Below are 22,673 nucleotides of genomic sequence, written 5' to 3'. Positions count from 1 at the left end.
GAGATACACTGGTAGTATCATCATCTGCAAAGTTGTTAAAGAGAACCATTTGCAACTGCATGAGTGCAGCGCAACACCTCTCGTCCGAGGTCGGTCTGGCTACTTTTTGGGCATGCGTCGAGGGGCCGTGCTTATCGGCCCGATGGCGCGAGCGCAGCAGTCGCCGGGGTTGGCTTCCTCAAGCGCCGCCCGTGATCCTCGGGAATGACTGGGCCGATCGCTCCGGAAATGACCGTTGCCACTACCTTGTTCGCCTGCGCGAACTGCAGATCCGCCATCTTGGCGGCGAATGAAAACGTAAGCGCGTCATCGCTGGCTCTGGACCTTCGAAATTGCCGTTTGCCAAGCCCGTTAGCGCGCGTGATGAGTTGGGATGTCTCTAGTTCCTGCGCGACCATGACCGCATCTTACTCATCTGCGGTGAGAGCGCGAGTGCAATCTGTTGCTCGCCTTTAACCACTTTTAACCGCGCCACGTCTGGACTTGGCTGTCGCTCCTTGTGAGAATTTGAGTGTCAGCGGGGCAGCGGCCCGGGCTGCATTCATTCACCGGGCGGAATGATCGCTCTCTTGAGGCCGGAAATAACCGCAACTTGCGGGATTCGTGATGGCTCGTGACGCATGGAGATCAGAAGTACCAGAACAGCAAGAAACGCGCAGCTGGCAACGACTGGCAGGGCTGAGCATAGAACATCGCAAGTTTGAAGCTGGATGCGAGAAGATGCCGGTTGCGCTCTGCACCGAGCTGATGATGTTGCTGTCTGGCGGCGTGATGTTATGTCGCACCGGCAACGGTGAAATCCGGAAGAACCTGGCGGGTCCCGGCATGAGCTATCTCGTTCCAGTCGGGGCGCAGGAAAGTCATCTCGAGCTCTCGGACCGAATGAGTGTCTTCATCTCTACCTCCCACCGACGCTCCTCGACCCGAGCACGCTGGCGGATTCCAACATCGATCCGGCCACGATCGAGAGTGCCTACGCTCAGGGTCTGACCAATCGGGTGCTCTTCCATATCTGCTCGCCGCTTCGGCATCTGCTCTATCGTCCGCGTTAGTCGACTGACGCGCTGTTCGTGGACGGATTGCAAGTCGCGCTCGCGGCACATCGTCTGGGCAACTATACGATCGATTGCTGGCGTTCGCCCGACAGGCCTCCGTCGCTCGATCCAAGGCGGCTGCTGCGCGTGCTCGACCATATCGAGACGTCTCTGGGAGACGAATTCAGACTCGACGATCTGCAGCTCAGGGCTGTCTCAGCCCCTATCATTTCTGCCGGCTGTTTCGCGAAGCGACCGGATTGTGACCGCACCGATACGTAACGGATCGGCGCGTTCAGGCTGCGCGGCACGGACTCGCGCGCGACCGGATCTCCTTGGTAAAAGTCGCCCTGAATTCGGCTTTGGCTCGCAAGCAAACGTCACGCGCGTCTTCCGCAAGGCTGCAAACCTCGCTCCTGGGCACCATCGAGAATTATGCTGCGGCCAGATCGAAGCAAATGCCCGCGGGTCCGATCCGAGTGACCGCAGTTATTGCATATGATTCCGCAGGATTTGCAAATACGGCTCTGGCGACCGGCGATACTGTCGTTGCGCAGCACTCCAGGAAGCTCATTATGACCCAACACGTCCTGTTTATTGTCAGCAACGCAGCAGTGATCGGCCCGCAGAATCGCAAGACGGGCTTCTTTTTCGCTGAGGTTGCGCATCCGTTCGATGTTCTTGACAAGGCAGGCATCGCGGTCGAGTTCGCTTCCCTAAGAGGCGGATGGACGCCTTACGATGCCTATGACGAGCAAGATCCTGCGCAGAAGGCCTTCTTGGAAAGCAAGGCGTTTCGCCGCCTCAATCGCAGCCGGAAGCTGGCCGAGGTGGACGCTGCGGACTTTGATGCCATCCTCGTACCAGGCGGTCTTGGACCGATGGTCGATATCCAGCGAAACCATATCGTTCAGGATGTAGTCGCGCGGGCGTGGAGCACGGGAAAATTGGTGACCGCCGTTTGCCACGGTCCGTGCGCGCTTCTCGGAGTCGACCTCGGGGACGGCAAGCCGTTCGTGCAGGGACGGAAGCTGACATCGTTCTCGAAGAAGGAAGAGTACGATTACGCACGTGAAGATGTTCCGTACGAGCTTGAAGATGCTCTGCGGGCGGAGGGCGCTGAATATACGTCTGTGGAAAACTGGCAACCGCACGTCGTCGTCGATGGACGCCTGATCACCGGGCAAAATCCTGCATCGGCCGGGCCCCTGGCGAAGGAGCTGCTGGCGGCGCTCAGAAGTAGCCAAGCTTAACCTGTCCGCATCGGAGGGGCGCAATCAAAAAGAAAGTCGGTTGAACAATGCCGTCAAAGATTACTGCCATTCTGGTTGCCCACCCCGGCAAGAGCCTCGAGCTTAGAGAATTGCTTGTCAGTATGGCACCACATTGCAGGGCAGAGCCCGGCAATCTGCGTTGGGACATCTGGCGCGACAGTGTGGACGATCATCGTTACGTCCTTGACGAGCTCTATCGGGATGGCGCCGCAGTCGAAGCGCATCGCGCTTCGCAGCATTATCAGGCCTACTTGGCCAAGGTCCCCCCACTGGCCGAACGTACGGCAGTCTTGGCAGAAGTCGTGGACGTAAGATGATCGCGAAGTGATGCCGATCATATCTAACTATCGCGGAATGAATCAGTTGTACAGCCGACGGAGCTGCCATGCGTCTTTGTTTCGCGACTGTCATCGCCCTGATGATTGGAGGTGTATCTCCATCGTTCGGAGAGTCCGCGGGGGCGCCCGCTCATGGCTGTACTTTGCCAGCTGCGACCTGCGGCCAGGGCGCCTCGACGATCCATTACCGCGCGGCCGTCGTCAACGGCGTGAACATGTTCTACCGGGAAGCTGGGCCAAGCGACGGTCCCGTCGTTCTCCTTCTGCACGGGTTTCCGACGTCATCCCATATGTTCCGCAATTTGATCCCGAAGCTGGCTCACGCTTACCATGTCATTGCGCCGGATTATCCGGGCTTCGGGCAGAGCGACGCGCCCGACCGTAGCCGGTTTTCCTATTCGTTCGCGAACTATGCCGAGATGATCGACGTGTTGCTCGATAAACTTGGCGCAAGACACTACGCCATGTTCGTCATGGATTACGGCGCCCCGGTCGGCTTTCGCCTCGCCCTCAAGCATCCGGAGCGGGTCACTGGCCTCATCATCCAGAACGGCAATGCCTATGAGGAGGGATTGGGAGAGGCCTGGGAGCCGATCAAGGCATATTGGAAAGAATCAACGGAAGAACGAAGAAATGCGCTTTCATTCCTCGTCTCGCTCCAGTCGACGAAGTTCCTGTACACCGATGGCGTGCGCGATCTGACGCGCATCAGTCCCGACAACTGGGTCCACGACCAGGCACTGCTGGATCGTCCAGGCAACAAGGATATTCAGCTTGACCTGCTGTACGACCACGCGACGAACGTCCCGCTTTACCCTGCCTTCCAGGCGTTTTTTCGCGAACGTCAGCCGCCCACTCTGATCCTCTGGGGCAAGAACGACAAGGTCTTCGCCGAAGCAGGTGCGCACGCGTATCTGCGCGATTTGCCGGTAGCCGATCTGCACATCCTCGACAGCGGCCACTTCGCACTCGAGGACCAACTCGACGTGATGGCGCCGTTCATCAACGACTTTCTCGACCGAATTAGCGACCGCCACTGATGCAAGACGTTCGCACGAAGCCGAAGCTGGCTGACTGGTCATGCCGGCCACAACACGAAAGGAATTCAGATGAAGTACCTGGCACCTTTGCTGGCGCTCTCCGCGCTTGCCATGACGTCGACCTCCTCGGGAGCTCAGCAGCAGAAAACGACATCCGTCGTCCTCGTCCACGGAGCGTTCGTCGATGGCTCCGGCTGGCAAGCGGTATACGATCTTCTCAAGAAGGACGGCTACGAGGTGTTGGTGGTGCAAAATCCGACCATCACCCTCGAAGGCGACGTCGCCGCGACAGAAACTGTGATCGCAGCAGCCAAATATCCCGTCGTGCTGGTCGGCCACTCCTATGGCGGCATGGTGATCACGCAGGCTGGCGAGAACCCGAAGGTCAAGAGCTTGGCTTACCTCGCGGCTTTTGCGCCGGACACTGGCGAATCTGCCGCATCGCTCAATGCATGGCCAGCAGAGCCCGGCGAGGCGAAGGCGCCCCTGCTGCCTCCGGAGAACGGCTATCTCCTGGTCGATCCCGCGAAGTTTCCGACGTCCTTTGCGGCGGATTCCCCCGTGGCGCTCACCGAGTTCATGGCGGTCGCCCAAGTGCCCTGGGGACTGCAGGCCGTTGAAGCGAAGGTCACGAAGGTGGGCTGGAAGACGAAGCCAAGCGTCTTCCTGATCCCGTCGAACGACCGCATGATAACCCCGAGCTCGCAAAGAAAGATGGCCAAGCGAAGCGGTGCGCGTGTGGAAGAGATCAGCAGCAGCCATGCAGTGATGCTGTCTCATCCGCGGGAGGTCGCCGCGTTCATCGAGTCCGCCGACCGATAATCGAGGCGGAATACGATACATTTCGGTGCGACCCGCAGCGACTTCTGCTGCGGGTCCTGGTTTGCGGGTACACGCAGCTAAACCGTCAAGCGAATGAAACGATCTCTGGGCGACGGCCTTGCTGGATCGAGCTCGCGAAGCGAGTTCCGATTTCAGCAGCGCTGTCGCTGCATTGAAAAGGGCTACCGTGGAGCTGATTGTAGCGATATGCTTGCAATGACGACGTGGAGGGGCAGCTGTTGGGTGGTTCACCAGGGAAAGTGACTATCGCGAGTAGCAGCGGCCTTCGTCCATTGCTCAGGGGCACCTTATTCTTCGTAGTAGGCACCGCCTTCGTGTTGCTTGCTAGCTGCGACAAACCACCTGAGCAGGCGGCGGCACCTCCACCCCCGCCGGTGACGGTGGCTCAGCCGACGAAACGGATGGTCACGGATTGGGACGAATTTACGGGCCGCTTCGACGCAGTGGAACAGGTGCAGATCCGCGCCCGTGTGACCGGTTTTGTGACCAAAGTGGCATTCAAGGACGGCGCTATCGTCAGCGTCGGCGACCTGCTCTACGAAATTGATCCGCGCCAGTATCAGGCCGCAGCCGAGCAGGCGCAAGGTCAATTGGCCGACGCCAAGGCGAAGGTGGAACTCGCGCAACGCGAGCTCGAGCGCGCTACGACCTTGATCCGGACACAGGCCATCTCGGAAAACATCGTTGATCAGCGCAAGCAGTCGCTGGCTGCGGCCGAGGCGGCGACATTGCAGGCGGAAGGTGCGCTGAAACGCGCTGAACTGGACGTCGAATTCACCAAGGTCACGGCTCCGATTGCCGGCCGGATCAGCCGTCATCTGGTGACCGTCGGAAATCTGGTGCAAGGGTCCGAAAGCGGTGCGACCTTGCTCACCTCGATCGTATCGATGAATCCAATCCACGTCTATTTCGACATGGATGAGTCGATCTATCAGCGGAACAGCAGGCTTTGGTTCGAAGGCAAGCGACCAAGCTCTCGCGATACGCCCAATCCTGTACAGATCATCATGGCGGGCGAAACGAAACCGTCCCGCGCGGGCAAGGTGGATTTTCTCGACAACCGTCTGGACGTCGGCACCGGTACACTCCGATCGCCGCGTGGATGCGCCCGACATCCATCAAATAGACCGAGAGGCCAAGCAGGGCGAGCAGCTCCGAGCGGAGGTCGCAGGCCTTGCGCGAATAGGCAACGGCCTTCAGCCAGCATTCTTCGGTCTCCGGCGGAAACTGGCGCGCATACATCATGCTCCAGGCATACGGGATCGTGAGTTTCGCTTTGGTGAGATCGTCGATCTGCAGCGCCTCGGCATGGTCGAGCGCCACTTTCACCCGCGCTTGCGTGTCCGAGATGAGCGAGGTCTCAAACCACAGCGGGATCGTCAACATGGTGAGGCGGACGCCGAGCGCGGCATCGCCGCCGTCCGTGAAGGCCCAGGCCAAAGCCGCCTGCACGTCGGCAAGCCGGCCGCGATAGGTCTTTGTCCAATCATCGCTGTCACGCCAGCCCCATTCGGTCTCCGACTGCGCGAACAGCGCCGTGATGCGCTCGGCATGCCAGCGCCGCGCCTGCGCCTGCAGGCCAGCGTCCTGCAGGCGCTTTGCGGCATACCGTCGCGTGCTGTCGAGCAGGCGGTAGCGGAGATTGGCGCCCTCGACTTGGGCTGTCAGCAACGACTTGAGAACGAGACCGCCAAGGCCGATGGTCACGTCGATGGGGGACAGGCCTCGTGGCGCCGCGATGGCGATCACGTCTTCCAGGTCGAAGGCGTCGGCGAACGCCGAGATCAGGCGGAACACCTCGACCTCGTGCGGCGACAGCAAGCCGTAGCTCCAGTCGATGGCCGCGAGCAGCGTGTCGTGGCGGCCCGGCGTTCTGGTGGGATCGTCGGCATGGAAACCGAGATAATCGCTCAGCCGCGCGGCCAGCTCCTGCACAGGACGATCATCGAGCTCGCCCGCCAGCAGTTCGATAGCAAGCGGAAGCCCGTCCACCGATCGGCAGATCTGGGTGACCGCGTCGCGATCGGCTTCGATGATCTGATAGCCGGTCCATTCCGAAGCTCTGCGCGCAAACAGCTCTACGGCGGGAAATTTCAGGAGCTCGTCGAGCGTGGACAGGTCGTGTGCTGGGAATGCGAGCGGATCGAGCCACATCACATGCTCGCCAGGGACGCGCAGCGGCTCGCGGCTCGTCGCCAGCAGTCTGGACCGCCCCGGCTGACGCAAAAAGCTGCGCGCGAAGATGGCCACGGCCGGCAGCACGTGCTCGCAATTGTCGAGCAGCACCAGCATTGCCCTGTCCTTGAGATGGGCGACGGCGGCGATGAGGGGATCGCCCATGTCGCCGCGAAGTCCGAGCGCTGCGACGAAGGCCGACGGCAGTAGCGCGGGATCATCGATTCTGGCGAGATCGACGAAACAGACGCCGTCGGGATAGTGGTCCTCCAGGCTGCGCGCCGCGGAGATCGCTACGGTGGTCTTGCCGACACCGGCGGGTCCGACCACTGTGACCTCGGGATGGGTCTGCAGCAGTTCGATCAGGCGGGCGATCTCGCGCTCACGGGCGATGACGTCCTCCAGCACCGGCAGCCGGCTCGGGCGTGCCGCGACCGGGGCGGCAGCCACCTCGGCGGCAGCAACGTCAGTTCGCTGCACCTGCGCCACAAAACGATAGCCCCGCCGGGCAACGGTCGCGATATAGGCCGATTGCTCCTGCGTATCGCCGAGCGAGCGACGCAGGCTGTGCATGTTGACCTTGAGATTGCTCTCGTGGACGAAGGTGGCAGGCCATGCATAGGCCATGAGCTCGTCCTTGGAGACCAGTTCGTTGCTGCGCTCGACGAGGAGGTGCAGAAGTTCGAAAGCTCTCCCGCCCAATTTGACGGTCGCGCCGTCACGCGTGAGCAATTGCCGCTCCGGAAACATCCGGAACGGTCCGAACGAATACACGACCTTCTGACGCATGAGCTCCTTTGACGTCGAACCTTGGATCGAGGCTTGCGGCCTCCGTTCGACTATCTATCAATGGAGCCTGCTATGCGCCAGTCGCGGCCCCCTTGGAGGCCGTCGGCCGGTTCGACGTGACGTCCGTTTCGCCTAATGGAACCTCAGGCGATGAGGGCGGCTGCCTTGCTTTGCTGCGTTTCGCCCTTTGCCCGGAATTCGATCATGGCCGCGGCGCGCCGAGAATCGTCATCCGCATGACATCGACGCCGCCCTCGGCAAGCTCCGGCAGCTTGGCGAACCACGCCTTCACATAGGGCATGGCGTTGTGGGCGTCGAAATCGGCCTGGCTGGCAAACACCTCGTAAAAGACGAAATGTCCCGGCTTGGCACGATCCTCCTGGAGGAAATACACGAGGTTCTTCGGGTCGGCTCGGACCAGATCGATCAAGGGCAGGGTGGCCGACCTCAGCGCATCCTCCTTGCCCGGCTTTGCCCGCACCTGCGCGACCACGGAATAGGCGCCGTTTGGAATAGCCGCATAACTCGGCGACGAGGTCTGCTCGGCGGAAGCAGCCGAGCCAGTCAGCGTCGATGCAGCGAAGAGGAGGGCGGTGAATAGCTGAGTGTGCAAGTATTTTGGCATGGAATGTCCTTTTCGCGAGGGAGGCCGCGATGAGCCGGTGTGGGCCGATCAGCCGTCGGTGGCACCAGCAGTCAGGTGGCTGCCGGCGCGTCTGGCGGATCAGCGCGTGATGGTCTGCTGCCGCTTGGCGAGCGCCTCGCTGAAGCGTTGCTTGACCGGGCCGAGCGCCTTGACGAATTCGAGCTGCTCGCCTTCCGGCCCCTTGCAATAGATCAGCTCCCACCCGTTCGACGGCTCCTCGGTCACCCGGTTGGTGTTGGCGCTGCGCGGCGCGGCCTTGCGCTCGGCCTCTGTCCGCACCCGCACGGTGCGGTTGGCCCTGACCTGCGTCATGCCGCGCTTGGCGGATTCCGCCTCGAGGTCGGCGATGAACTTGTTAAAGTCGACCTCGTCGCGCACGTAGAAGCAGATGTGCATCATGCGCGGAAAGGCAGGGCTCATGTGCTGCACGGGCTCGGCGAAGCTGACGGCGCTGCCCATCGGCTGGTCGGACTCGCGATATTGCAACAGTTCCAGCACCATATTGTCGAACTGGATGAAACGGACGTCGAGCCGCTGGGCGCCGCTGCGCAGGTCCGGAACGCCGATCGTCCGCGGATTGACGCCCCGGCTGTTCGCCTCGATCTCCTGATCGGCGAGCAGGGTGTTCTGCACGCCGTCGCCCTGGAAATCGCCGTGGCGGAAAACCTCCGTGCCGCCGAGCACCTGGGTGTAGAACTCGTAGGCGCGCTCCATGTTCTGAACGGTCAGTCCGAAATGCTGCATGCCCTGCAGCCGTGCGCCCAGCGGAGCATCGTTGCGCGCACCCGCTGCACCGCCCGCACCCTGCGCGGCGGCGTGCTGACCCCCGCAACGCTGCTCGCGGCAAGTCCTGACATCACAGCAGCACCGGCGGCGCGAAGCATGGTTCGGCGTTCGATATCGGCGGCATTGATCATAGCGTCGGTCATCTGCAATCTCCTTGAGGTCAACAGGCAGTGTTGCGGCCGAGACAGAGCAGGGACCGGCCGCATGTCTATGCAGCCAGCTCTGAGGCTCGTCAGTCCGTCTCCGGGACCGGAGCATCTGGATGGATGAGGCAGGCCGCACGCAAGTCGCTCCAGAACGCGGGCGGGATGACTTCCGCGAGCGCGGCATGATCGGCCGCGATACGGTCGGGGCGGCTTGCTCCGGGAATGACGGCGGCGACGGCGGGATTAGCGAGCGCGAACTGCAGGCCGGCCGCCTTCATGCTGATGCGATGGCGATCGGCGATAGCCTTGATGCGTGCCACCTTTTCGATGATCTCGGGTGGCGCCGGCGCGTACTCGAAGTTCGGACCGCCGACGAGCGCTCCGGAACTATAGGGGCCGCCGACAATGAGTCCGAGCTCGTGCTCGGCGACCATCGGCATCAGCCGCTGCAACGCCTGGGCATGGTCGAGCAGCGTGTAGCGGCCCGCCAGCAGGCAGCCATTGGGGCGGGGCGCATCGAGCGTGAGCAGCAGTTCGATCGGCTCGACTCGGTTCACGCCCAAGCCCCAGGCCTTGATCACGCCCTCGTCGCGCAACCGGTCGAGCACCTTGAACGCGCCCTTGCGCGCGGTATCGAATACGCCAAGCCACTCGTCGCCGTAGAAGTCCTGCGCAACGTCGTGAACGAAAACGATGTCGATGCGGTCCAGGCCCAGCCGCTTCAGGCTGTCCTCGATCGAGCGCAGCGTCGCATCGGCGGAGTAGTCGTTGACGATCCTGTTGGGACGTCCATGCTTGAACACGCCGCCCTTCTCGCCGAGGTCACGCGCGTTCACGTCCTCGATCTCGTCGAGGATCAGCCGGCCCACCTTTGTGCTGATCACATAGTCGGCCCGCGGCCGCCCGGCGAGTGCTGCGCCAAGGCGCAGTTCAGCGAGCCCTGCGCCGTAGAACGGTGCCGTGTCGAAATAGCGGATGCCGCCGTCCCATGCGGCGCTGACCGTCGCCAGCGCTTCGTCTTCGGGAATGTCGCGAAACATGTTGCCGAGCGGCGCGGCGCCGAAGCCCAGTTTGCCCGGCAGGATAGTCTTCAGTGACATGGTCTCGCTCCTTAGACTACGGGCGACGCCGGCATGCGGCAAAGGGACTGGCTGAGAGACACGATGACCTCCGATCGCGACTGTGGACGTGGCTGATTGGCTCAGCCTCCCTTACGGCGGATGAGCGCGGACATCTTTTCGATTTCTGCGCGATGGTGGACCGATCTTGCTGATTTCTGCGCAGCCTCAACAATCGTCCGAGAGGAATGAGCCTCCAGGAAGCCTCTGTACCTGCTGCGATTTACCTCTTTTAACCGTGGGCCCGCTGGACTTTGCCTGCGCTGTCGCGAACAAATGCCAAGTCAATGCAGACGTCCGGCAGCGTTCGTCGGATACCCCAGACCGAGCGGAGGCCACGATGCCGCTCCCCACGCATGGGGACGAGAAATACCAGAACAGTGAGAAGCTCGCGGAAGCCAAGGACTGGCAACACCTCGGCATCGAGCATCGCAAGTTCGAGGCCGGTCGTCAGGAGACGCCCGTTCCAATCTGCAACGAGCTCGTGCTGCTGCTGTCCGGCGGAGGCATCGTCTCGCGCACCGGTAATGGCGAAACACAAACCAGTCTCGCCCGACCGGGGATGACCTATCTCGTTCCGGTCGGCACGCAGGAGAGCCATCTCGAGCTGTCGGACCGGATGGAGTGCCTGCATCTCTATCTTCCCCCCGCGCTTCTCGATCACAGCGCGCTCGCCGATTTCGATGTCGATCCGGACAAGGTCGAGATCGTCTATGCCGACGGCCTCGCCGACCACGTGATCTTTCAGATCTGCTCCCCGCTGCGCGATTTGTTGTATCGGCCGCGCCAGCCGACCGACGCGCTGTTCGTCGAGGGCATCCAGACCGCGCTCGCGGCCCATCTCATCGGTTGCTACACGATCGATCGCTGGCGGCCGCCCGAGAGATCGCCTTCGCTCGGTCCGCGCCGGCTGCAACGCGTGATCGACTTCATCGAAGCTTCGCTCGGCACCGACATCCGGCTCGACGAGCTTGCCGCCCAGGCCTGTCTCAGTCCGTTCCATTTCTCGCGCCTGTTTCGCGAGGCGACCGGCCTGTCGCCGCATCGCTACGTCACCGATCGCCGAGTCCAGGCGGCGCGGCATGAGCTGACACACAACGACGCACCGCTAGTCCAGATCGCGCTCGACTTCGGCTTCGGATCGCAAGCCAATTTCACGCGTGTCTTTCGCAAGGCCACCGGCTTGACGCCGGGACAATATCGCGAGTTGTGCTGCGGCTCGTTGCAGGCGAAGCCCGGCCGCCGCGATCCGAACCAGCGCAGGGATTGCTCATGATCCCGCAGGATTTGCCAATACCGGCGCACCGCTTTGCGGCAAATTGCACGTCTCAGCTTTGCTGAGCTCACGACCGGTCTGATCCGGGGCGCGATGATGATCGCCATGCGCAAGCTGGCCGGCGCCTTCGCTTTCGGCCGTAATCCCTGCGAGAGGAGCATCAATCGACATGATCGAGTTCACGGTCAACGGAACAAAGCGCCAGGTCGACGTCACTCCCGACATGCCTTTGCTTTGGGTGCTCAGGGATGAGCTTGGGATCACAAGTGCCAAATATGGCTGCGGCGTCGCGCAGTGCGGCGCGTGCACGGTTCACATCGATGGCTTGGCGGTCCGCTCCTGTCAGTCGCGGATCGGCGATCTTGCTGGCAAGTCGGTCGTCACGCTCGACGGTGTCGACGGACGCGATCAGCATCCGGTGGTGCAGGCATGGATCGAGCATCAGGTGCCGCAATGCGGCTACTGCCAGACCGGGCAGATCATGCAGGCGATCTCGCTGCTGGACCTGATCCCCAAGCCGACCGACGAACAAATCGATCAGGTCATGTCCGGCAATCTTTGCCGCTGCGGCACCTATCCTCGTATTCGCGCCGCGATTCACACGGCGGCCGCAAAGAAGATGGCGGAGAAGTAACATGGATATCGCGCAAGGTGTTTCGCGTCGGTCCTTCCTCGTCGGTTCCGCGGCGCTGGCCGGCGGTGTTGCATTCGGCGGCTACGGCGCGGTCCTGCAGGCGGCTGAATCGGCCAGCGACAATCCGCTGGCTGCGGGCCTCGCGCCCGATGCCGTGACCTTCAATCCATGGGTCGAGATCAGTGCCGGCAAGATCACGCTGATTGCCCAGCATGCCGACATCGGCCAGGGCACCGGCTCGGTGCAGCCGATGATGATCGCCGAGGAGATGGACCTCGATCCCGGTCAGTTCGAGACCCGGTTCGCGGGACCGCACCCCGCCTATTTCAATACGGGCTTCAAGGAGGAGCTCGCACCTTTCCTGGCTGCGGACCAGAGCCCTGCCGCCGAGGAGGCGCGCGCCGCCGCGCTCGAAGGTCTTAGGAAGTCCGGCCTGCAGATGACGGGTGGGTCGAGCACCATCCCCGACACCTATGAGAAGCTGCGGGTGGCCGGCGCCGTCGCGCGCGAGACGTTGAAGCTTGCGGCGGCCAAGCGCACGGGCGTGCCGCTGGCCGATCTCCGCACCCAGTCCGGCCATGTGGTGCTGCCGAACGGCACTCGGATCGCCTATGTCGATCTTGCAGCGGACGCTGCGCGCATTCCGCCGGTGCTCGACGCCAAGCCGCGCGACCCCTCGACGTGGAGAATTCTCGGCAAACCAATGATGCGGCTCGACATCCGCTCGAAAGTGCTGGGCGAATTGAAGTTCGGCATCGACATGAAGATGGACGGCATGCTGTACGCCGCCGTCAAACTGAACCCCAACAAGGGGCAGCCGCTGAAATCCTTCGATGCCGCCAAGGCCCAGACAATGCCGGGCGTGAAGAAAATTATGCGTTTGAAGAACGGCGTCGCTGCCGTCGCGACAAACAGCTGGTATGCCATGAAGGCGGTCGAGACGATCGATTGCGAATGGGCGCCGTCGACCTATCCTGCCGAACAGGCCGACCATTGGAAGACGCTGGAGGGATCCTTCAAACCGGAGTTTCTCGGCAAGGAGTGGCGCAGGGTCGGCGATGTCGAGGCCGGGCTCAAGCAAGGCAAGCGGGTCGAGGCCGAGTATCGCGCACCTTATGTCGGTCATCAGCCGCTGGAGCCGCTCAACGGCGTCGCCCTCGTAACCGATGTGGGCATGGAGATCTGGGTCGGGCATCAGAGCCCACAGGCGGTGCAGGCTATCGCGGCTGCCAATGCCGGTCTGAAGCCCGAGCAGGTGACGTTTCACAACCAGTGGACGGGTGGCAGCTTCGGGCATCGTCTGGAGTTCGAGAACGTCCGCGTGCTGGCGGAGATCGCCAGCCAGATGCGCGGCACGCCGATCAAGCTGGTGTTCTCGCGCGAGGAGGATTTCCGTCAGGACATTCCGCGCCAGATATCGATCGCCCGCCACAAAGGCAGCGTTGCCAAGGGAAGGATCATTTCGGCCGATCTGAAGCTCGCGGGCACGATGCCCTATAACGGACTGCTCGAACACATGGGCATGCCGACCAAGGATCCTGATCCGCAACTCGCCGCCGGGCTGTGGAACGTCTACTACGATATCCCGCATTTTCGTGCGACGACCTTCGAGGCGCGCAACCTGTCGCCGTGCACGACCTGGCGCTCGGTCGGCGCATCCACGGGCGGCTTCTTCACCGAGAGTTTCATCGACGAGATGATTCATGCGGCGGGGCTCGACCCGATGAAGGCTCGCATCGAGATGTGTGCCGTGCCGACCTATCGCAAGGTGCTCGAGACGGTCGCGGAGATGTCGGACTGGAAGGGACCGCTCGGCCAGGGCAGGGGACGCGGCGTCGCCTTTGTCGAGTCGTTCGGAACACCGGTCGCCGAAGTCGTTGACGTGACGGCGACGCCGCGTGGCATCCGGGTCGACAAGGTTTTCGTCGCCGTCGACGTCGGCAAGATCATCGACCCCGTCAACTTCGAGAGCCAGGTGCAGGGCGGCGTCGTCTGGGGGCTCGGTCACGCCATGAATTGCGAACTGACCTATGCCAAGGGCGGGGTGCAGCAGACCAACTACAATCATCACGAAGCGATGCGGATGTACCAGTGTCCGGTGATCACCGTGCGCGGTCTTGAGAACGATCCGAAGGTGAGGGGCCTCGGTGAGCCGCCGGTGCCGCCTGTCGCGCCCGCCCTCGCCAACGCGATCTTCGCGGCCACGGGCAAGCGAATCCGCGAAATGCCCTTCAACAAGTTCGTCGAATTCGTGTGAGGCCGGCCATGAAACGCTCTTTGATTGCGATCGTCGCCGCCACGTCAGCTATTGCGGCGCTCACTGGCATCGTTGCCGCCAAAGACGAGGCCAACAAGGACGCGCTGCCGCCCGGCAGCGTCAGCCGCGCGGAAGGACTGAAGGCCTGGAAGCGGATCGAAGCGGTCATCACTCATCCGCGCTGCGCCAATTGTCATGTCGATGCCAGGGCGATTCCGATCTGGACGCCGGCGGGGGAAACCAAGCCGCGCGTGCACGGCATGAACATCCATGGCGGCGAAAGCCGCATCGGCGCCGAGGCGGTGCCGTGCTCGACCTGTCACATGACCTCGGCCATGCCGAATGATCCGGCGCCTGCGCCGCCGCACGCGGGCATCGACTGGCAGCTCGCGCCAGTCGAGTTCATCTGGTTCGGCAAGAAAGGCGCCGAGATCTGCGCGCAACTCAAGGATCCCAAGCGCAACGGGGGCCGCGACGCCGTCGGTCTGCTCGAACATCTGCGCCACGACGCTTCGCAGAATGGCTTCATCCCGCGCGGCTGGGCGCCCGGTGAGGGACGCTCGACGCCGCCGGGCACGTTCGAGGATCACGTCAAGGATGTGGCCCTCTGGGGCGCAGCAGGACAGCCTTGTCCAAAGTGACACAGCCACGCGGCGGGTTCCGAAGGCGTGAATAGTTGTACGCCAGAGCTTCTGCAGTGCGGACGCGCTGACATCAACATGTGAACCGAATGCGAGATCGTCGCGCCATGATCGCCACGATCTGACCTTCTCTGTGAGTGGAGACAGTGATGCTCGAGAGCGCCTACCGAGCGCAATGCGCAGCCGTCGAGGACCATTGCACGGATGAAACCCAGCAGCCCAGGCGCGGCCTGACGCTGTTTGCGCTCGCGTTCGGAAGCTTCTGTATCGGCACGTCCGAATTCGCGAGCATGGGAATCCTTCAGTTGCTCTCGAACGGGCTTGGCGTCGACATTCCGTCCGCAACCTACGCAATCACGGCTTACGCGTTGGGCGTGGTGGTCGGAGCGCCTCTCGTGACGCTGACGGCCGCGCGACTCAACCGGCGGACGCTGCTGCTCTGCCTCATGGCGCTGTTCGTGCTCGGCAACGCGCTGTCGGCGATTGCCCCAAATCTGCCGCTTCTGGCGCTCGCGCGCTTCGTGAGCGGACTGCCGCAAGGTGCCTACTTCGGCGCGGGCGCCATGGTCGCGTCCTACATCGTCGGTCCCGGTCAGTCCGGCAGGGCGTTCGCGCAGGTCATGGGCGGACTGACGATTGCAACCATCATTGGTTCGCCGCTGGCGACCTTCCTGGGTCAGGCGATCGGCTGGCGGCGGACCTATGCCGTCGTCGCATGCGTGGCGCTGCTTGCCCTGCTGGCGCTGTGGGCGTGGGTGCCGGTCAGTCAGGCGCTGCGCGGCCGTCCCTTGATGCAGGAGCTTGGCGCGCTGCGCCGGCCCGCCGTGTGGGGCACCATGCTGGTCGCAGCGCTCGGCGTCGCCAGCATCTTCGCGGTCTACACTTTCATCGGTCCGCTGGTGACTGACCAGGCCACACTCGATCGCGCCTGGATCCCGTTCGCGCTGGCGCTGTTCGGGTTCGGCATGACTTTCGGCAACTTCATCGGCGGGCGACTCGCCGACGCCTATCCCGCGCGTGGCCTTGTCGTCGGCTTCGGTTGCGCTCTCGTGGTACTCGCCGTGCTGGCGATCGCGGGCAGCCATGTCTGGGTGCTCATGCCCGCCTTGTTCGGGGTGGGCGCCACGATGATGACCGCGATCCCGACCATCCAGGTCCGGCTCACGCGCCTGGCGCCGGAAGCGCCCACGTTGATGGGCGCCATGAATCTCGCCGCGCTCAATTTGTCCAACGCGATCGGCGCATGGGCCGGGGGCCAGGTGATCGCGTCCGGTCACGGACTGCTGTCATGCGCATGGGCTGGTTTCGGTTTGACATTGCTGGGGCTCGCCGTCTTCGCGCTGACCCTGGCAAGGGTGCCGCAGCTCGCGCGGGCATGAACGAGGCCGGGTTGGCTGCATGGAACCGGTGAGTGACGATCATGGCTATCAGTGAGGCTCGCCGCGAGCAGATCTTCCCGACGCTTTCGGAGTTGCAGATCAGCCTGGCCCAGCGCTTTGCAAGCGCGGACGCGCGCCGGTTCGACGCCCATGAGACGATCTACGACATCGGTGCCCGCAACATTCCGGCCTGGATGATGCTGGAGGGATCGGCCGATGCGCTCATGCGCGGCGCCGCGGGCAAGTCGTCGCTGGCAACGACCTATCATCGCGGCCAGTTCACCGGCGAGACCAATCACCTGTCAGGCCGTCCAACGCTGATGTCGGTCGTCGCAGGCGAACAGGGGGCGCTGGCTGTTCCATTCGATGCGCCGCATCTGCGCGCCCTCGTCATTGCCTCGGCCGAGGTCGGCGAGATCATCATGCGCGCGTACATTCTTCGTCGCATCATGCTGATCGAGGAGGGGCACGGCGGTGGTGCCGGCTCCGTCCTGGTCGGCCGCAGCGATGCGCCCGATATCGTCCGCCTCGCCGGCTTTCTGGCGCGCAACGGCTATCCGTTTACCACGATCGATGCGTCGGAGGCGGAGGGATCCGAACTGGTGCAACGGCTCGGTATCGCGGCCGACGATCTGCCGTTGATGATATGCCCCAACGGCACGTTGCTGGCGAAACCGAGCGATGCCGACGCTGCGTCCTGTCTCGGCATTTTGCCGGTGCTCGACCCGCAGACGGTGTACGATGTCGCCGTCGTCGGCGCCGGGCCGGCGGGACTGGCGGCGGCGGTCTACGCCGCATCGGAAGGGCTCTCTGCCCTGGTGCTCGATTCCCGCGCCTTCGGCGGCCAGGCGGGTGCGTCCGCGCGGATCGAGAACTATCTCGGCTTCCCCACGGGCATTTCAGGTCAGGCCCTGGCCGGACGCGCGTTCAATCAAGCCGTCAAGTTCGGTGCCGAAGTCGCGATCCCGCTCACGGTCGACCGGCTTCACGGTCACGGGGATGGGGCGGATGCCGCCTTTACGCTGGCGCTCGGCGGCGGAAGCACGGCACGTGCGAAGACCGTCGTGATCGCGTCGGGAGCCCGCTATCGGCGGCCGGACATTGCCGGATTGGGCGAGTTCGAAGGTGCCGGCGTTTCGTACTGGGCGTCGCCGATCGAGGCCCGTCTCTGCGCGGGTGCCAAGGTCACGCTGGTCGGCGGTGGCAACTCAGCGGGGCAGGCGGTCGCCTATCTTGCGCCCAGGGTCGAGCGGCTTGACCTCGTGGTTCGCCGGCCGCTTGCGCAGACCATGTCGCGCTATCTGATCGACCGGATTTCCGCGCTTCCCAATGTCGAGCTGCATCTTGGCCCGGAAGTCGTCGGCCTGCACGGTAACCGCGCGTCGGGCGTGACCGCCGTGACGCTGCGCGACAACGGCAGCGGTACGACCCGCACCCTGGAGGCGCGCCATCTGTTCCTCTTCGTCGGCGCCGATCCCAATTCGGAGTGGATCAATGGCTGCGTCGACATCGACGACCGCGGCTTCGTGCTGACGGGCGAACAAGCCGGACCGGGGCACAGATTGCCGCTCGAGACGAGCAGGCCTGGCATCTTTGCGATCGGCGATGTCAGGGCAGGTTCGACCAAGCGCGTCGCAGCCGCCGTCGGCGAAGGCGCCACCGTCGTCTCGCAGATCCATTCGGTCCTGACGCGAAGCCGCTGACCGATCGATAACCTCCTTTCCTAGTCACGAGAGGCTCCTGAAAGACGAGAGCGTCCCTGTCGAGCATTCGACAGGGACGTTTTCATCTCGGAGTCAGGCGCGTGCCGACCGCCTCCGCTTATTGTTATCATGAATGCTGAATGACGTTCTTTGCACATCCGGGAGCACGGGCGCTGGATCATCCATGCACTGGACTGGCCTCGCATCTGGGAGTAGCTTGTATGCTAAAAAAGATCTTGTGCAGCCACACGCGATGACCGGATCTTGACGAAAACAGCTTTGCGACGGCGGTCTTAGTGAGGACCGTCAAGTCAATTGAATGTCGCGCAGTCGTCTATTGCGTCGCCGCGTAAGCGGAGTTGCGAACTTTCTGTCACACCTATTCATCAATAAGTGGATTAAAACTGGTCCTGTTCTGAGTCTCACAGGAGGCGGTAATGACAATTACTGTGACACCGAATCCGAACGGCACAATCACCATCAGCTGCGGCACCGAATCTATGATAATAGGGGCAGCTTCCGGGACACCGAAGGCGCCTGACACCCCGATTCCGATCCTTTGGCCGAACCCGGGCCCAGCAGCCTCCATCATTGCGGAGCGCAAGCAAAAGACAACAATCGTGCATGTCCCGTCGAATCGTGACCTCTTAAGAATGATCATGGAGCAACATGAGCTAAATCGGCTCAATCAGAAGCCGACGATCTTCGAGTTTCATGTTCAAGGGGAAGAGCCGCTCAGCGTCGAGGAGGTTAGTAAGGCATTCGCCGATCTTGGCAATCCCGATTGGATGATTGCACAGATTAAGATGACTGGCGGGCGAGTATGAGTGATACGTCAGCGCCTGACCCTTATGCCACGGCCAAGTCAAATCTCCGCGACACGATAAAATGGCTGGCGACGAGTCTTGCGGCTGTCGGAGCTGCTGTCATTGCGGGTGCGTCAATCAACGGACTCGCGGGTCTTGAGGGGCGGCCGCTCTACATGGCCTGCGGGCTTGGAGTAGTGGGACTGCTTTCCATTCTCCTTGCAGTCGCAGTTTTGCTAAATCTGCTTACGTCTGACGTTTTCTATTTTATGGAACTTGAGAAGGCGGACAATCCGATCACAAGGGAAATAAACGCTAACGCTAAGGATATTCTATCGCCGCAAACTGAAACGATTGAGGCGCTCATAAAATTTAGACAAGATGCGCATACGAAGGGAAAAAATTCCAAACCTGGCGAGGCTGATTATGCCGCCGGTTTCGCTGAATGGATGGCGGCAAATGGAATGATCGCGCGCATCACGAATTTGGCGCAGTTTCTCGCGCTTCGGAATAAGTTTAGATCCCGCCAGTGGCTGCTGTTCGGCCTAACAATACTAAGCATTGTCACACTCGGAGGTTATGCGCTACTCGCTGGCGGCAAATCGAGCGCGAGCCAGGAGCTTGCACAGAAGATTCGCTTTGACCCCGGTAGCAACTGGTCTGCCGCTAGCAATGCACTTGCAAAGGAATGCGGGTCAGATCCGCTGAACGGGATTCTGCTCTCGAAGAAAACGTTTGATGGATGGACCAGCGTACGGCTGACAGGCACCGGAAAGTGTAGCGGTCTTGAGCTGTCTGTTCCGGTTGGATTGGTTGCGCTGCTCGCGCAGTGATGTCGTCACGATCCAGTCAGGTGCAAAGCAAGCCGTTCGTCACCAGAGCGCCGACGTGGGTGCCTCGCGCCGCATCGGTGCGGCCATCGCCAAGCGGCTGGCCGCTGACGGTGCCAGGGTCGCCGTCACCTATGCGAGGACACTACGGCCGCAGCGGCTGTCGTCAAGGCAATAGGAAGTGCCGGCGGCCAAGCGATCACGATCCAGGCCGACGCGACCGATCTAAGACCGTGCACGCTGCGGTGGAACAGACCGTGGGCATGTACTGTAAGCTCGATGTGCTCGTGAACAATGCCGGCACGGCGATACCAAAGACATCGAGGAGACGCCCTGGAAGAGTTCGACCAGATAATCAACCTCAACATCCGCAGCGTCTTCGTCACGACGCAGGCCGTACTCAAGCAAATGAACGATGGCGGCTGAATTATTTCAATCGGCTCCTGTGTTGGCGAACGCATGATGACGCTTGGCCTGTTGCCAATTCCGCGAACAAAGGGGCAATTCGCATGTTCACGCAACGCCTGTCGCGCGAAGTCGGAGAACAACGTACAGTCAGGACCGATCGCCACCGATCTCGATCCCGCCTCTGGATATTGGGCCACCCTGCAGAGGGCGGTCACAGCCTTCAACCGCTACGGCGAGCTAGGAGAGGTCGCTGCGCTCTTGGCATTCTTGGTCAGCGAGGACTCGTCATATCTCACGGGAGCAAAGTTAACCGTCGATGGTGGAACCAACACCTCATGGGCTCGTGATTAATGCGCGTGTGGGCGGGGTACTTCCAAACGTCACGGCCGACGTTCGATCAAAAAACGGCCTGCGGGTCGCGCGCCCCCTAACGTCGGGTTTCCGAAGAAGCGTCGATCAATGAAGACGACGATTGAGCCAACTTCGCTCGATCGTCTACATCGAGCTCTTCCGCCGCCAAGCCGCCACCCAGCGCCGCGCGGCGGTCGAGGATTTCCGGCTGCTCGCGGTCGCCAATGCCATGTGAGCGCATCGAGGAGGCGACGGAGGGTTGGCAATGCTCTGCCGCTCGAATGACAGCGTGTCCCCTGATCTGGACCTGCTTGGTTGGATTGCTGGCTGGGGAGGATTTGCGGAAGAAAGGAGGCCTCCAACGAATCTTCCTGCTCAACTCGCGGGTTGGCTCATCCTTCGATATGAGAACAGAGCAGGCAAATCGTGGGTCTAGCGGTCTAGCGATGTAGCGGACCCCCGCTACCACCTTTCCCCACACTCCCTTCACTCTGCTTGGGTAGGCCTCACCGCCAATCAGCGAGTTGAGACGGCCTTCAATTTCGACACAGACCCCGCCCGGGCGTGTGTCATCTCTCGACACCGTCACCGTCTCCACGAGATCTCGGATTGCTTCGGCAGCCTCCTCGTCACCTGCGCTCACACCTTTGCCGAGCACACTTTCGAGCCGCATCAATTGCTCTTCGTATCGCCTTAGAATGACGGGGTGGAGCACGATCGACTGCGGGGCGGGTGGCTGCCTTTGCAATTCGGCCATGATCCGCTTCCGATCGGCATCCAAAGCCGTGGACCGCGGGCCGAGAATCGAAGGATCTCCATGCCCCTTGGCAATTGCGTCAACCAGCCGATCGATCTCGCGGTTCAATTGCCCGAGTTGCTGTTCCAATCGCCCTCTTTTCGCGCTGGCTGAAGCTGCCAACCGCTTCCTCTCCTCCAGGTAAGTCGTCACATACTCCGCAATCACCTTCGGCGAGCGCATTTCGGCACGCAGACCGCCAAGAACCGCCCGCTCGATCAAGTCGAGGTAGAAAGTCTTGGCGTCAGAACAGGTGCCGCTTTCCTTCGCTGCCGAGCATCGAACACGAACCCGCCCAGATTTGTCGCGGCCATTCGTTGACAGGCCCGACCCGCAGGCTGCGCAGCGCAGAAGGCCGGACAGCATCCTGCGGGGACGGCGCTGATAGCTCGGATGGGTGGAACTGCGTTCGCCCTTGCGTCTTTGTGCCGCCTCAAACAGGTCGGCGCTCACGATGGCAAGGTGTGGCACCTCGACAATCCGCCAATCGCTCTTTTGGTTTGGTCGAGAGAGGCGCTTGCCAGTGTCTGGATCCTTCACCATACGGACCTTGTTCCAGACGAGTCGCCCGACATAGAGCTCATTCTGCAGGATGCCCGAGCAGCGCATGCGGTTTCCGTTAATAGTCGAGGCATTCCACGATCGCCCACGCGGAGGCGGCACGTTTTCCCGGTTCAGGTCGTGTGCAATGTCTCGTGGCGTTCGACCGTCGACATAGTTCTGGAAGATCCGCTGCACGATCTTGGCTTCGGCCTCCACTATCGCCCGCTCTCCGCTCTTGCCGGCTACAGGCGTATAGCCATAGGTTACGCCCCCGCCGGCGAGACCTTGACTAACTCGGCCAGCCTGACCGCGTCGCACCTTGTGTGCATTGTCCTCACGGTAGAGCTGGCCAACCAATCCCCTTAGTCCGACAAGCACCGTGTTCACGACCCCCTCATGAACGGCTCTGATCTCGATACCGAGAAACGAGAGGCGCTTGTGGATGCCTGCGAGATCCTCCATGTCGCGTGACAAGCGATCGAGTGCCTCCACGATCACGACTTCAAAACATCTGTCCCTTGCCTGATCAAGCAACCGCAGAAGGCCGTCGCGTCCCATGACAGAACCGCCAGACCGCGCTCGATCTTCGTGAATATTGATGACCTCGAGGCCTTCGCGCTCCGCGTAGCTTTGACAAAGCGAAACTTGATCTTCAATCGATCGTTCGTTCTGCAGGTCTGTGGAGAAGCGAGCGTAAATTGCTGCCGTCTTCCTCTTCCCGTCGGGAAGCGATCTCGCGTTCATGATCTTCCCTCGCTGCTATCCGAGCAAGTGCGCGTGCGAGACGCAAGATCGCTCTATCTGGAGTCGCCGGCAAGGACCATTTGCGATTACGGGTCCGCACGGTCGTGCTCCAGGAT

At 62.0% G+C, this 22,673-nt stretch carries 18 protein-coding genes and 2 pseudogenes; 14 read left to right on the top strand and 6 right to left on the bottom strand.

What is annotated here, in order from left to right:
* Window positions 1-1,609: 1,609 nt before the first annotated feature.
* The 5 genes and pseudogenes from ACQR1B_RS06750 to ACQR1B_RS06730 all read left to right on the top strand — a co-directional run.
* The gene (locus tag ACQR1B_RS06750) at window positions 1,610-2,287 is read left to right on the top strand and encodes a type 1 glutamine amidotransferase domain-containing protein (protein WP_434835256.1); all 678 of its coding nucleotides are present in this window, start codon (window positions 1,610-1,612) and stop codon (window positions 2,285-2,287) included.
* 47 nt (window positions 2,288-2,334) lie between these two features.
* Window positions 2,335-2,625, top strand: coding sequence for a putative quinol monooxygenase (locus ACQR1B_RS06745; RefSeq protein WP_434835230.1), 291 nt, complete (start codon window positions 2,335-2,337; stop codon window positions 2,623-2,625).
* Between the two features lie 68 nt (window positions 2,626-2,693).
* Window positions 2,694-3,686: an alpha/beta fold hydrolase gene (locus ACQR1B_RS06740; protein WP_434835231.1), complete on the top strand. Its 993-nt coding sequence runs from the start codon at window positions 2,694-2,696 to the stop codon at window positions 3,684-3,686.
* A gap of 111 nt (window positions 3,687-3,797) precedes the next feature.
* A complete protein-coding gene (locus ACQR1B_RS06735; protein WP_434835257.1) occupies window positions 3,798-4,508 on the top strand; it encodes an alpha/beta fold hydrolase in 711 nt (236 codons plus the stop codon).
* Window positions 4,509-4,849: 341 nt separating this feature from the next.
* Window positions 4,850-5,677, top strand: a pseudogene (locus ACQR1B_RS06730) (efflux RND transporter periplasmic adaptor subunit); the annotation flags it as partial.
* Between the two features lie 1,528 nt (window positions 5,678-7,205).
* Here ACQR1B_RS06730 and ACQR1B_RS06725 read toward each other — a convergent pair.
* The 5 genes and pseudogenes from ACQR1B_RS06725 to ACQR1B_RS06705 form a co-directional block, all read right to left on the bottom strand.
* Window positions 7,206-7,454, bottom strand: a pseudogene (locus ACQR1B_RS06725) (winged helix-turn-helix domain-containing protein); the annotation flags it as partial.
* 241 nt (window positions 7,455-7,695) lie between these two features.
* Window positions 7,696-8,118, bottom strand: coding sequence for a putative quinol monooxygenase (locus ACQR1B_RS06720; RefSeq protein ID WP_434835232.1), 423 nt, complete (start codon window positions 8,116-8,118; stop codon window positions 7,696-7,698).
* Window positions 8,119-8,217: 99 nt separating this feature from the next.
* A complete protein-coding gene (locus ACQR1B_RS06715) occupies window positions 8,218-8,883 on the bottom strand; it encodes a VOC family protein (protein WP_434835233.1) in 666 nt (221 codons plus the stop codon).
* A complete protein-coding gene (locus ACQR1B_RS06710) occupies window positions 8,865-9,068 on the bottom strand; it encodes a hypothetical protein (protein WP_434835234.1) in 204 nt (67 codons plus the stop codon). Before ACQR1B_RS06710 ends, ACQR1B_RS06715 begins: the two co-directional genes overlap by 19 nt.
* An 89-nt stretch (window positions 9,069-9,157) precedes the next feature.
* A complete protein-coding gene (locus ACQR1B_RS06705) occupies window positions 9,158-10,171 on the bottom strand; it encodes an aldo/keto reductase (RefSeq protein WP_434835235.1) in 1,014 nt (337 codons plus the stop codon).
* A 358-nt stretch (window positions 10,172-10,529) separates the two neighbouring features.
* Between ACQR1B_RS06705 and ACQR1B_RS06700 the strand changes: the two genes are divergently transcribed.
* From ACQR1B_RS06700 to ACQR1B_RS06660, 9 genes are all read left to right on the top strand, one after another.
* Window positions 10,530-11,465 carry a helix-turn-helix domain-containing protein gene (locus ACQR1B_RS06700; RefSeq protein WP_434835236.1) on the top strand — a complete coding sequence of 312 codons (936 nt, stop codon included), beginning with the start codon at window positions 10,530-10,532 and terminating at the stop codon, window positions 11,463-11,465.
* 169 nt (window positions 11,466-11,634) lie between these two features.
* Complete coding sequence (locus ACQR1B_RS06695; protein ID WP_434835237.1) at window positions 11,635-12,099, top strand: (2Fe-2S)-binding protein; 465 nt, start codon at window positions 11,635-11,637, stop codon at window positions 12,097-12,099.
* Window position 12,100: 1 nt separating this feature from the next.
* Complete coding sequence (locus tag ACQR1B_RS06690; RefSeq protein ID WP_434835238.1) at window positions 12,101-14,356, top strand: xanthine dehydrogenase family protein molybdopterin-binding subunit; 2,256 nt, start codon at window positions 12,101-12,103, stop codon at window positions 14,354-14,356.
* Window positions 14,357-14,364: 8 nt separating this feature from the next.
* The gene (locus ACQR1B_RS06685; protein ID WP_434835239.1) at window positions 14,365-14,997 is read left to right on the top strand and encodes a hypothetical protein; all 633 of its coding nucleotides are present in this window, start codon (window positions 14,365-14,367) and stop codon (window positions 14,995-14,997) included.
* A gap of 149 nt (window positions 14,998-15,146) precedes the next feature.
* Window positions 15,147-16,376, top strand: a complete 1,230-nt coding sequence (locus tag ACQR1B_RS06680; RefSeq protein WP_434835240.1) for an MFS transporter — start codon at window positions 15,147-15,149, stop codon at window positions 16,374-16,376.
* Between the two features lie 41 nt (window positions 16,377-16,417).
* Window positions 16,418-18,079 carry an FAD-dependent oxidoreductase gene (locus ACQR1B_RS06675; RefSeq protein WP_434835241.1) on the top strand — a complete coding sequence of 554 codons (1,662 nt, stop codon included), beginning with the start codon at window positions 16,418-16,420 and terminating at the stop codon, window positions 18,077-18,079.
* A 437-nt stretch (window positions 18,080-18,516) separates the two neighbouring features.
* A complete protein-coding gene (locus ACQR1B_RS06670) occupies window positions 18,517-18,906 on the top strand; it encodes a hypothetical protein (protein WP_434835242.1) in 390 nt (129 codons plus the stop codon).
* Window positions 18,903-19,718 (top strand): hypothetical protein, encoded by an 816-nt coding sequence (locus ACQR1B_RS06665; RefSeq protein ID WP_434835243.1) that lies wholly within the window; start codon window positions 18,903-18,905, stop codon window positions 19,716-19,718. The genes ACQR1B_RS06670 and ACQR1B_RS06665 overlap by 4 nt, the downstream gene beginning before the upstream one ends.
* Before the next feature lie 456 nt (window positions 19,719-20,174).
* Entirely contained in the window at window positions 20,175-20,474 is a 300-nt protein-coding gene (locus tag ACQR1B_RS06660; protein ID WP_434871358.1) for an SDR family oxidoreductase, read from the top strand.
* 76 nt (window positions 20,475-20,550) lie between these two features.
* Here ACQR1B_RS06660 and ACQR1B_RS06655 read toward each other — a convergent pair whose 3' ends face one another.
* A complete protein-coding gene (locus tag ACQR1B_RS06655; protein ID WP_434835244.1) occupies window positions 20,551-22,557 on the bottom strand; it encodes a recombinase family protein in 2,007 nt (668 codons plus the stop codon).
* Window positions 22,558-22,673 lie beyond the last annotated feature (116 nt).

The organism is Bradyrhizobium oligotrophicum, from assembly GCF_051168495.1.
GTDB classification, from domain to species: Bacteria; Pseudomonadota; Alphaproteobacteria; order Rhizobiales; family Xanthobacteraceae; genus Bradyrhizobium; species Bradyrhizobium oligotrophicum_A.
This window is presented reverse-complemented; position numbering and strand designations above follow the sequence as displayed.

Bases quoted from the DNA above. Each gene is read 5' to 3' on its own strand.
- ACQR1B_RS06690 (WP_434835238.1), top strand. From the start codon at position 12,101: ATGGATATCGCGCAAGGTGTTTCGCGTCGGTCCTTCCTCGTCGGTTCC.
- ACQR1B_RS06750 (WP_434835256.1), top strand. From the start codon at position 1,610: ATGACCCAACACGTCCTGTTTATTGTCAGCAACGCAGCAGTGATCGGC.
- ACQR1B_RS06670 (WP_434835242.1), top strand. From the start codon at position 18,517: ATGACAATTACTGTGACACCGAATCCGAACGGCACAATCACCATCAGC.
- ACQR1B_RS06710 (WP_434835234.1), bottom strand. From the start codon at position 9,068: ATGACCGACGCTATGATCAATGCCGCCGATATCGAACGCCGAACCATG.
- ACQR1B_RS06745 (WP_434835230.1), top strand. From the start codon at position 2,335: ATGCCGTCAAAGATTACTGCCATTCTGGTTGCCCACCCCGGCAAGAGC.
- ACQR1B_RS06665 (WP_434835243.1), top strand. From the start codon at position 18,903: ATGAGTGATACGTCAGCGCCTGACCCTTATGCCACGGCCAAGTCAAAT.
- ACQR1B_RS06680 (WP_434835240.1), top strand. From the start codon at position 15,147: ATGCTCGAGAGCGCCTACCGAGCGCAATGCGCAGCCGTCGAGGACCAT.
- ACQR1B_RS06705 (WP_434835235.1), bottom strand. From the start codon at position 10,171: ATGTCACTGAAGACTATCCTGCCGGGCAAACTGGGCTTCGGCGCCGCG.
- ACQR1B_RS06695 (WP_434835237.1), top strand. From the start codon at position 11,635: ATGATCGAGTTCACGGTCAACGGAACAAAGCGCCAGGTCGACGTCACT.
- ACQR1B_RS06740 (WP_434835231.1), top strand. From the start codon at position 2,694: ATGCGTCTTTGTTTCGCGACTGTCATCGCCCTGATGATTGGAGGTGTA.
- ACQR1B_RS06715 (WP_434835233.1), bottom strand. From the start codon at position 8,883: ATGCAGCATTTCGGACTGACCGTTCAGAACATGGAGCGCGCCTACGAG.
- ACQR1B_RS06735 (WP_434835257.1), top strand. From the start codon at position 3,798: ATGACGTCGACCTCCTCGGGAGCTCAGCAGCAGAAAACGACATCCGTC.
- ACQR1B_RS06700 (WP_434835236.1), top strand. From the start codon at position 10,530: ATGCCGCTCCCCACGCATGGGGACGAGAAATACCAGAACAGTGAGAAG.
- ACQR1B_RS06660 (WP_434871358.1), top strand. From the start codon at position 20,175: ATGATGACGCTTGGCCTGTTGCCAATTCCGCGAACAAAGGGGCAATTC.
- ACQR1B_RS06675 (WP_434835241.1), top strand. From the start codon at position 16,418: ATGGCTATCAGTGAGGCTCGCCGCGAGCAGATCTTCCCGACGCTTTCG.
- ACQR1B_RS06720 (WP_434835232.1), bottom strand. From the start codon at position 8,118: ATGCCAAAATACTTGCACACTCAGCTATTCACCGCCCTCCTCTTCGCT.
- ACQR1B_RS06685 (WP_434835239.1), top strand. From the start codon at position 14,365: ATGAAACGCTCTTTGATTGCGATCGTCGCCGCCACGTCAGCTATTGCG.
- ACQR1B_RS06655 (WP_434835244.1), bottom strand. From the start codon at position 22,557: ATGAACGCGAGATCGCTTCCCGACGGGAAGAGGAAGACGGCAGCAATT.